This is a genomic window from Glycomyces salinus (assembly GCF_016428645.1).
GTDB lineage: Bacteria > Actinomycetota > Actinomycetes > Mycobacteriales > Micromonosporaceae > Glycomyces > Glycomyces salinus.
Genome location: NZ_JAELXW010000018.1, coordinates 95,140 through 104,190, shown reverse-complemented (window position 1 = coordinate 104,190; position 9,051 = coordinate 95,140). Strand labels below are relative to the sequence as shown.

Sequence of the window (9,051 nt, the reverse complement as noted above, 5' to 3'; positions counted from 1 at the left end):
GGAGCGGCGGATCTGCTCGGCCAGCGCGGGCCGGTCCGCGTTCGAGGCCGTCAGCAGCCGCAGCTGGTCGGTCTCGGGGCCCGGATCGGCCTCGGCCAGGGCTTCGGCGGCAGCTTCGGTCTCGCCGGTGGCCAGGTGGGCCCAGGCGCGGACGAGGGCGGCCTCGCTGCCGGTCGCTTCGGCCGCCGCGGCGGCGGCGGCCCGGGGGCGTCCGGCGGCCAGGGCCGCGCGGGCGGCCTCGACGCGCCGGTCCGGGTCGAGCTCGGCCGCCAGCAGCAGGGCTTCGGCGCGCGCCGAGGGCCCGGGAGCGGCCTCGGCGGCCTCGATGGCGCGTCGCAGCGCCAGCGGGCCGTTGCCGGCGGCGTGGGCGTGGCGGGCGGCCTCGATGCCGCCGGTGGCCTCGGCCAGGCGGGTGTGCATCGCGACCCGGGCCGGTCCGTCGAGCAGGCCGGCGGCGATCTCGGCCATCCACGGGCTGGCCGGGCGCACGTGCTGGCCGTCGGCGACGGCCAGTCCGGCCTCCAGCAGCAGGGCCGCGCCTTCGCCGAGCAGGCTGGGGTGGGCCGGTCGGCCCAGGAGCCCGAGCGCGGCCAGGGCGGTGCGGCCCGGCCGGGGCAGGTCGGCGATCGCCGCGGCCGCGGCCGCGGCCGGGTCGGCGGCGGCCTCGAAGTCGACTTCGGCGTCCTCGGCGCGCCCGGCCAGGGCCGTCAGCGCCAAGGGGCTGCGTCCACCGCGGCGCACGACCGCCTCGACGCGGTGCTCGGGCAGGGCCGGGGCGGATCGGCGGACGATGTCGGCCGCTTCGGTCTCGGTCAGGTCGGGGACGGCGATGACCGTCGCCGCCTCGGTGAGGCGATCGGCCGCGGCCCCGGACAGCCGGTGGGGAGTGCGCAGGGCCGCCGCGATCGGGATCCGCTCGGCCAGGATCGGCAGGACGGCGATGGTGGCCGCGTCGCACCACTGGAGGTCGTCGATGATGAGCACGCCGCCGCGGACCCGCGAGTAGACCGCCTCGGCCAGCAGCGGCACGTCCTCGGCGGGCATGCGCGCCCGAGTGGCGCGCTCCAGGGCCAGAGCCGGGGCCGAGGAGAGCATGGCCAGGCCGCCGCCGGTGTGGACCGGGCGCTTGGCCGCCGCGGCCAGCCGTTCCAGGAGCCTGGTGCGCCCGCACCCGGGCGGGCCGGTGAAGATGACCATGCCGGTGCCCGAGGCCAAGGCCGCAGCGGCGGTGCGGAGGGCGTCGTCGCGGCCGGCGGACGCGACCGGGACCGGCCGGGGTCGCTGCAGGCCTGAGGGCGGGGACGACGGGGCGGCCAAAATGGGGGCTCCTTCACGCTGTGGCACGAATCGGGGAGGCGCGACGCGCCTGCTGTTTGTATGGTCGTTGTTGAGTCGACGGGTCGTCGACGCCTCTCATGATATTGCGGATGTTCCGATACCGCAGACCGGCGTCGGCGACTCGAACCTTGAGCACCGACACGAAAGGGCGGACCGGCGAGCATGGTGGCAGGGCAACTCTCCACGAGCGTGGCGAGCATGTGCGAGGACCTCGCTCCGAAGGTCTCGGACACCTCGCGCGCCGTGGTCGAGGACGTCGCCTCCCGGCTCGGGCAGCCGCTGCGGGTGGCCGTGGCCGGGCGCCTCAAAGCCGGCAAGTCGACCCTGGTCAACGCCCTGATCGGGCGGCGGGTCGCACCGACGGCGGCCGGCGAGTGCACCCGCGTGGTCACCCAGTTCCGCTACGGGCCGGCCGACCGGATCGACGTGATCGCCCGCGACGGCCGCAAGCACGCCGTGCCGCTGGACGCGGCCGGAATGATCCCCACCAGCCTGCCGATCCCGGCCGACGACGCGGCCCTGATCGACGTCCAGCTGTCCTCCGACCGGCTCCGCGACCTGATCGTGGTCGACACGCCCGGCCTGCAGTCGGTCAACACCGACATCTCCGACGCGGCCCGCGAGATGCTGTTCTCCGAGGACATCGACGACGACTCCCGCGAGGCCGTGGCCGGGGCCGAAGCGATCATCTACGTGTTCACCCAGCAGGTCCGCAGCGACGACATCGAAGCGCTCGAGGCGTTCGCCAAGGCCTCGCAGCAGCTGTCGAGCTCGCCGATGAACTCCCTGGCCCTCTACAACAAGGCCGACAAGCTCTCCCCCGGGCCCGGCCAGGACCCGTGGCCGGTGGCGACCCCGATCGCGGCCGACCAGGCCACGATCCTCAAACGCGCCGTCTGCGACGTCGTCCCAGTGGTCGGGCTGCTGGCCGAGACGGCCGAGGCCGGCCTGCTGACCGCCGCCGACTGCGAGGCCCTGCGGACCCTCGCCGGACTCGACGAGGAGAAGCGGGCCCTGATGCTGGCCAGCGCGGGCCTGTTCACCTCCACCGAAGGACCGGTCGACGTCGAGCAGCGCAAACGGCTGCTGGAGCGGCTGGACCTGTACGGCATCAACTTCGCGATCGCCCACCTGCAGGCGAACCCGCACCTGGCGACCGGCGAGCTGGTGCGGCTGCTGTTCGCCGCCTCCGGGTTCCCGCGGTTGCGCTCGACTCTCCACCAGATCTTCGGAGTCAGGGCCGACGTCATCAAGGCCGGGTGGGCCCTGTCGCGCCTGGAGGCGGCCGCCTCCTCGGGCCCGGCCGGCGACCGGGACCAGTTGCGCGGCGCCGTCGAGCAGATCGTGGCCCGCCCCGAATACCACCGGCTGCCGCTGCTGGAGGCGGCCGCGCAGGTCACCACCGGGCAGGTGCCCCTGCCCGAGGAAATGGAGTCCGAGGTCGCGCGCCTGGCCTTGACCGACGACGCCGGTACCGTCCTGGGCCTGCCCGAGGCCCCTCGTGCGCAGCTGCGCCGCTCGGCGATCGAGGCCGCCTCCCGGTGGCGGGCCTTCGCGAACGGCGGCGCCACCCCGGCTCAAGCCAGAGTGGCGAACGTAGTGCATCGTGGATTCCATCTGCTGGCCCAACGTCTCGGCTGATTTTCGATGAAGGAGAGCATTGTGACCATTCGACTCGGCGGGCCGCTGGTCGGGGCGCTGGCCGGCCTCGCCGCGGCAGCGGTGGCGGCGGTTCTGGTCGCCGGAGACACCCTGTGGACGACCCTCGCGGTGGCCGCCGGCGGCGTCATCGTCACCGCGGTCGTAGCGGCCGCCACCGGCCGGTCCATCACCCCCAAACCCGCCGCCGCGCCCGAGGCGGCCCCGCCGCAGGGCACCGGCGCCACCTCCGGGGCGATCCCGGTCGACCAGCTGGCCGAACCGGCCCGCGCCGCCCAGGCCACGGCCGACCGCACCGCCCTGGTCGAGACCTGCATCTGGGTGCGCGACCGCGCCACCTCCCCGGCCCTGGCCGCCCACCTGGACCAGACGTTCGAGAAGGTCGGGGTCCGCGCGATCGACGCGACCGGGCAGCGGTTCGACCCGGCCGTGCACGAGGCCGGCGCGACCGTCGCCGCCCGCGCCCCGGCCGAGGACGGCATCATCGCCCGCACCGAGACCCCCGGTTACGCCGACCGGGGCCGACTGCTGCGCCACCCGGTCGTGACCGTCTACCGCGGGCAGGTCCCGGCATGAGCGACGCGGTCGAGACCAAGGCCAAACCGAAGCCGAAACCGAACCCTGCCGCCCAGATCGGGAAGCTGTGCGCCAAGGCCGCCAAGGCCGGCACCGCCTCCCTGCGGTCGGTCGACGCCAAGGCCGCCGCCGAGGTCGACGAGGTCGCCCGCTGGCAGCCGTCCAAACCGGTCGCCGTCGTCGTCGGCGAGACCAAACGCGGCAAGTCGTCGCTGGTGAACGCCCTGCTGGGCATGCCGGGGCTGTCGCCGGTCGACGCCCAGGTCGCCACCAGCGCCTACCTCGAGTTCGCCTGGGCCGAGGAGGCGTCGGTGCGCGCCTGGCAGCCCGGCGCGGCCGACCCGATGCTGCTGGGCGTGGGCGACCTGCGCAACTGGGCCACCCAGCTGGGGACGCTCCCGCCGGGGATGGCCCCGCCCCGCCGCATGCTCGTGGGCCACCCCTCCCCGCTGCTCAAGCACCTGTCGGTGGTCGACACGCCCGGTACCGGCGGACTGGACCCCGACCACGCACAGATCGCGCTCGAGGCGGTCTCCCGGGCCACGTGCCTGATCATGGTCACCGACGCGTCCTCGCCGATGGCCAAGACCGAACTGGACTTCCTGACCGAGGCCTCCAAGCGCGTCAACTTCGTGGTGTTCGCGCTGACCAAGACCGACACCTACCCCGGGTGGCGGACGGTGCTGGAGGAGAACCGGGCCCTGATCGAGGCGCACGCGCCCCGGTTCCGGCACGCCCCCCACTTCCCGGTCTCGGCCATGCTCGCCGAGCACGCGTTGAACTCGACCGGCCCCACCCGGCAGGCCCTGGCCAAGGAGTCGGGCATCGGCCGGCTCCAGCGGTCCCTGGTGAAGGTCGCGGCCGCCGGGAAGGCCCTGATCGCGGCCAACGTCGTACGCGCGGCCCGCACCGAGTTCGCGCGCCTGGCCGCCGCCGCCTCGGCCGACATGAAGGCCTACGACCCCGACCCGGCCCAGGCCGGGCGCCTCAAAGAGGAGAAGAAGCAGGTCCTTGCGACCAAGCGGTCGGAGACGAAGAAGGCGAACCTGGCGCTGCGGGTGGAGACCCAGCGGGCCAAGATCGAGGTCCAGGGGCGGCTGCGGGGTCATCTTCAGCAGTTGGAGGAGGCGCTGCTGGACGAATTGACCAAGGCCAACAAGCAGACCCTGGAGTCGCTGCCGCAGCGCGTGGACGTGGCCTTGCAGGCGATCGCCTCCCGGTTGTCGGCCGAGCTGCATCAGCGGTTCGTGCTGCTGGCCGAGCGGGTCCTGCGGCAGGTGTTCAACGACGACGAGCTGCAGCAGGCGACCAACTCGATCTCGGCCGGGCTGCGCGCGGCCGCCTCGGGCCGGGCCCAGCGGGACGCCAACGCCGACGGGGCCCTGCTGGTGGCCTCCAGCGTCGGTATGGCCGCCATGGCCGGCAGGACCATCTTCTCCGGCGCGACCGCCGGCGCGGCCGCGATCGGCATCGTCGGCACCGCCGGGGCGGTCGCCGCGGCCGCCTCGGGCATCGGCATCGCCGTGGCCGCCGGCGGGTTCCTGCTGTACCGGCGCAAGATCCAAGGCGACCGGCAGGCCGCCAAGCAGTGGATCCAGCGCGTGATCGCCGAGGCCCGCGCCAACCTCAACGAGGAGATCGGGTTCCGCTTCACCGAAGTGGAGTTCGTGTTCAACTCCACGCTCGACGACGCCCTGGAGCGCCGCGGCACCGAATACGACTCCCGGATCGCGGCCGCCGAAGAGGCCGCCAAAGCCGACCAGGCCGCCCGCGCCAAGAAGAAGGAGGCGCTCAAGCAGCGCCGCGACTCGATGGCGCAGAAGGTCAAACAGCTCGACGAGGTGCTGGCCAAGGCCCGCACGCTCGTGCCAGGCGAGGAGGACGCCGATGGATGAGTTCGACGGATTCGCGCCCGGCGACGAGCCCGCCGACGGTTTCGACGGCGGCGACTTCGGTGACGATACCGGGCCGTCCTCGCCGTTCGACGACTTCGACGACGGCGAGGAACTGGGCGGCTTCGACGACTTCGACGACGGCGCCGACCCGGCCGGGCTCGACGCCGGCCTCGAGGACGACTTCGCCGTCGAGGACGACTTCGGCGGTGACGATTCGGTCCCCGAGGAGCCGGGTGAGAGCGGCGGCGACGAGACCGCCTACGCGGCCACCTACGAGGACATGCTGGTCGCCGACGCCGACAACCCGCCGCAGTTCCCGCCCGAGCTCGACCTCGACGTCCCCGAACCGGTCGACGGCTACCCGTGGGTGGACCTGGACACCCTCGGGGAGTCCGAGACCGAGCCGTGGGCGGTCAACACCGCCGCCGGCGGCGACTTCGCCGCCGGCGACCTCGACGACGACCCGGCCGCCGGGGCCCTGGCCCGGTTCTGGCAGCGGTGAATGTAAGCGAACGGTAAGGCCCGCTCAAGCGCCGAACAGCGGATACGGGTGGAAGATGGAGGCGTGAGCGATCGAACTCCTCCGAGACCAGCACCGCGCGCCTGGGCCGCCGCCGGAGCGGCGGCCGCACTGACCGGACTGGCCGCCTCCCACCTGGTCGCGGCCTTCACCGGTCCCAGGGCGGCGCCGCTGTCGGCCGTGGCCGACGTCGTCATCGCCGCCAGCCCGCCGCCGGCGACCGAATGGGCCATCCAGACCTTCGGGACCGCCGACAAGCCGATCCTGCAAGCCGGCATCATCGTCGCCCTGGCGGTGGTCGGGGCCGCCTGCGGGCTGCTGTGGCGCCGCAACCGGTGGGCCGGCCTGACCGTGATCGGCCTGTTCGCCGCCGTCGGGGCGGCCTCGGCGGCCACTCGCGAGGCCCTCGGCGCGGCCGCGATCGTCCCCTCCCTGATCGCCGCGGCGGTCGCCGCCGGGATCATGTTCTGGTGGTCGGGGCCGGGCACCGAAGCCGGCCCGACCGGGAGACGCCGCTTCCTGGTCGCCGCCGCGGGCGTCGCGGTCGCCGCGGCGGCCGGATCGTTCCTGGTCCGCCGCTTCGTGCCCGCGCAGGTCGAGGCCGACCGCGCCCAGCTCGACCTGCCCGAACCCGACCTGCCCGCGCCCGCGCCCGGCGAGGTCGACTTCGACCAGGACGGCCTGGCGTCCTGGCACACCGGCAACGACGAGTTCTACCGCATCGACACCGCCATCACCAGCCCCCAGGTCGAGGTCGACTCCTGGCGGCTGCGCGTCCACGGCATGGTCGGCCGCACCCGCACCTACACCTTCGACGACCTGCTCGGCCGCGAACTGATCGAACGCGACATCACCCTGTGCTGCGTGTCCAACCCCATCGGCGGCGAACTGATCGGCAACGCCCGCTGGCTCGGCGTCTCCCTGGCCGACCTGCTGGCCGAGTCCGAACCCGACCCTGAAGCCGACCAACTGGTCTCCCGCTCCCACGACGGCTGGACCGCCGGCAGCCCCACCGGGGCCGTCTTCGACGGCCGCGACGCGCTGATCGCGATCGGCATGAACGGCAGCCCGCTCCCGATCGACCACGGCTGGCCCGCCCGACTGATCATCCCCGGCCTCTACGGGTACGTGTCGGCCACCAAATGGCTCACCGAACTCGAACTGACCCGCTTCAGCGACTACGACCCCTACTGGATCCAGCGCGGCTGGTCCGGCCCCGGGCCGATCAAGACCGCCTCCCGCATCGACACGCCCCGCTCGAACGCGGCCGCCGGGACGGTCACCGTCGCCGGCGTCGCCTGGGCCCAGCACCGCGGCATCGCCGCCGTTCACTTGCGAGTGGACGATGGACCCTGGACCGAATGCGAACTGGCCGAAGCGCCCTCGACCGACACCTGGCGGCAATGGCGCTTCGAATGGGAAGCCGAACCCGGCGACCACGACCTGACCGTGCGCGCCACCGACGGCGACGGCCGGCCCCAGACCAGCGACGTCACCGACCCCAAACCGTCCGGAGCGACCGGCCTCCACAATGTCAAGATCTCGGTGGCGTGAATTTCTCGGACCGTGCGGCACCATCGGCGCCCGCTCGGCGGTAGATTGACTCCATTACCGTCGAGCGGTACGGCAGGCCCAGCCTTGGCGAAGCTCGCGAGCCATGGATCGGCATGGCCATGGCCGGACTCGCGAGCCCGCCGAAGGCACTGCGACCGTGCCGGCCCCATCCCCGTACGACCGACCGGGAGCACTGTGGTGAACGAACCGGACCATTACCGCATTCTCGGGGTGAGCCCACAGGCCCCGCGATCCGAGATCCAGGCCGCCTACCGGGCCCGGCTGCGCCAGACCCACCCCGACCGCGGCGGCGACGACACGGCCTTCCACCAAGTCCAGACCGCCTGGGAGACCCTCGCCGACCCCGCCTCGCGGCGCGAATACGACCTGCTGCGGTTCGGCAAACGCGCCGCCCGCCGCTACGGCAAGGCCGCCGCCCGCCCCGCCCACCGCAAAGTCCGCAGCTGGAACGTCGGCCCCACCAGACCCGCCGCCAGCCCGGCGGCCGCCGACGCGACCTCGGCACTGGTGGCCGTCCCCTGGTACGCCAGGCTCAGACGCCGCCGCGGCGTCGCCTCCCGGCCCTCACTGTGGACCGAAGCGGCGATCCTGGCCGCCGTCCTGGCCGCCTGGGCCGCCTCCGGCATCGCCTTCATCGACTCGGCGATGGACTCCGGCGCGCCCCTGCCGATCCGGGCCCTGTCCTTCCCGGCCGCCCTGGCCGCCATCGGCCTGGTCGCCGCCGCCACCGCCCGCACCCGGCGCCGATCGGCCAATCGGCCCCCGGCCGTCCCCCGCGCCCGCCTCGCCATCGCCGCCGCCGCGGCCGCGATCGCGATCTGGACGGCCGGACCGGCCTCGGCCCTGGGCTGGCAACTGGCCGTCTTCACCGCCACCACCGCCTGCGCCGCCTGGCCGATGCGGCGCGTCCGCTGGGCCGCGGCCCTGCGCCGCTCGGTCGGCGCCGCCCTGCGCCAGTACAACGCCTTCGGCCCGGCCGGAACCCGGCCGACCGCCGACCGCCGCACCGGACGGCTCCTGCGCGAAGTCCTCACCAACCTGCCGGCCGCCCGCCTGTTCGTGTCCCTGCCGACCTCACCGGAGCAGCGCGTGCCCCACGCCATCATCTGCGGCGACCGGCTCGCGCTGCTGTGCCCGCCGGTCGGCCGCGAAACCGGCGACGTCGACTCCGGGAACCTGGCCGCGGCCGTGGCCGCCCTCGACACCAGCCTGCCGAGCGCGCACGTGCGCGGCTGGGTCCTGTGGCCGACCCTCCCCGAACAGGGACCCGACGACGCCGACGGCGCGGTCGACCACGTCGCCGCCGACGCGGCCGCCGCCGACATCGGCCCCTGGCTGGCCGACGGCGGCGCCCACTACGACCTGCCGCTCCTGGCGACCCTGCGCACCCGCCTCGCCGCCGTCCCGGCCCAACGCGACACCGACGACCGCACCCCCGCCGTGCGGGCGTGACCGAAACCACCAGGACGAGCCGACCGGCACTGAGTA

General features: G+C 74.2%; 7 protein-coding genes. 6 read left to right on the top strand and 1 reads right to left on the bottom strand.

Annotation, left to right across the window (positions count from 1 at the left end; all coding sequences use genetic code 11):
• On the bottom strand, positions 1-1,317 hold a 1,317-nt coding region (locus JFB92_RS07725), incomplete at its 3' end, for an AAA family ATPase (RefSeq protein ID WP_199036675.1).
• 219 nt (positions 1,318-1,536) lie between these two features.
• Here JFB92_RS07725 and JFB92_RS07720 point away from each other — a divergent pair.
• The 6 genes from JFB92_RS07720 (at position 1,537) to JFB92_RS07695 (ending at position 9,015) form a co-directional block, all read left to right on the top strand.
• Positions 1,537-2,979, top strand: coding sequence for a dynamin family protein (locus JFB92_RS07720; protein WP_233162585.1), 1,443 nt, complete (start codon positions 1,537-1,539; stop codon positions 2,977-2,979).
• A gap of 21 nt (positions 2,980-3,000) precedes the next feature.
• The gene (locus JFB92_RS07715; protein ID WP_199036670.1) at positions 3,001-3,573 is read left to right on the top strand and encodes a nucleotide exchange factor GrpE; all 573 of its coding nucleotides are present in this window, start codon (positions 3,001-3,003) and stop codon (positions 3,571-3,573) included.
• Positions 3,570-5,468 (top strand): dynamin family protein, encoded by a 1,899-nt coding sequence (locus JFB92_RS07710; protein WP_199036668.1) that lies wholly within the window; start codon positions 3,570-3,572, stop codon positions 5,466-5,468. The genes JFB92_RS07715 and JFB92_RS07710 overlap by 4 nt, the downstream gene beginning before the upstream one ends.
• Complete coding sequence (locus tag JFB92_RS07705; RefSeq protein ID WP_199036661.1) at positions 5,461-5,970, top strand: hypothetical protein; 510 nt, start codon at positions 5,461-5,463, stop codon at positions 5,968-5,970. The genes JFB92_RS07710 and JFB92_RS07705 overlap by 8 nt, the downstream gene beginning before the upstream one ends.
• 63 nt (positions 5,971-6,033) lie before the next feature.
• Positions 6,034-7,542, top strand: coding sequence for a molybdopterin-dependent oxidoreductase (locus JFB92_RS07700; protein ID WP_199036659.1), 1,509 nt, complete (start codon positions 6,034-6,036; stop codon positions 7,540-7,542).
• A 12-nt stretch (positions 7,543-7,554) separates the two neighbouring features.
• Positions 7,555-9,015, top strand: coding sequence for a J domain-containing protein (locus JFB92_RS07695; RefSeq protein WP_307789056.1), 1,461 nt, complete (start codon positions 7,555-7,557; stop codon positions 9,013-9,015).
• The last annotated feature ends 36 nt before the right edge of the window (positions 9,016-9,051 follow it).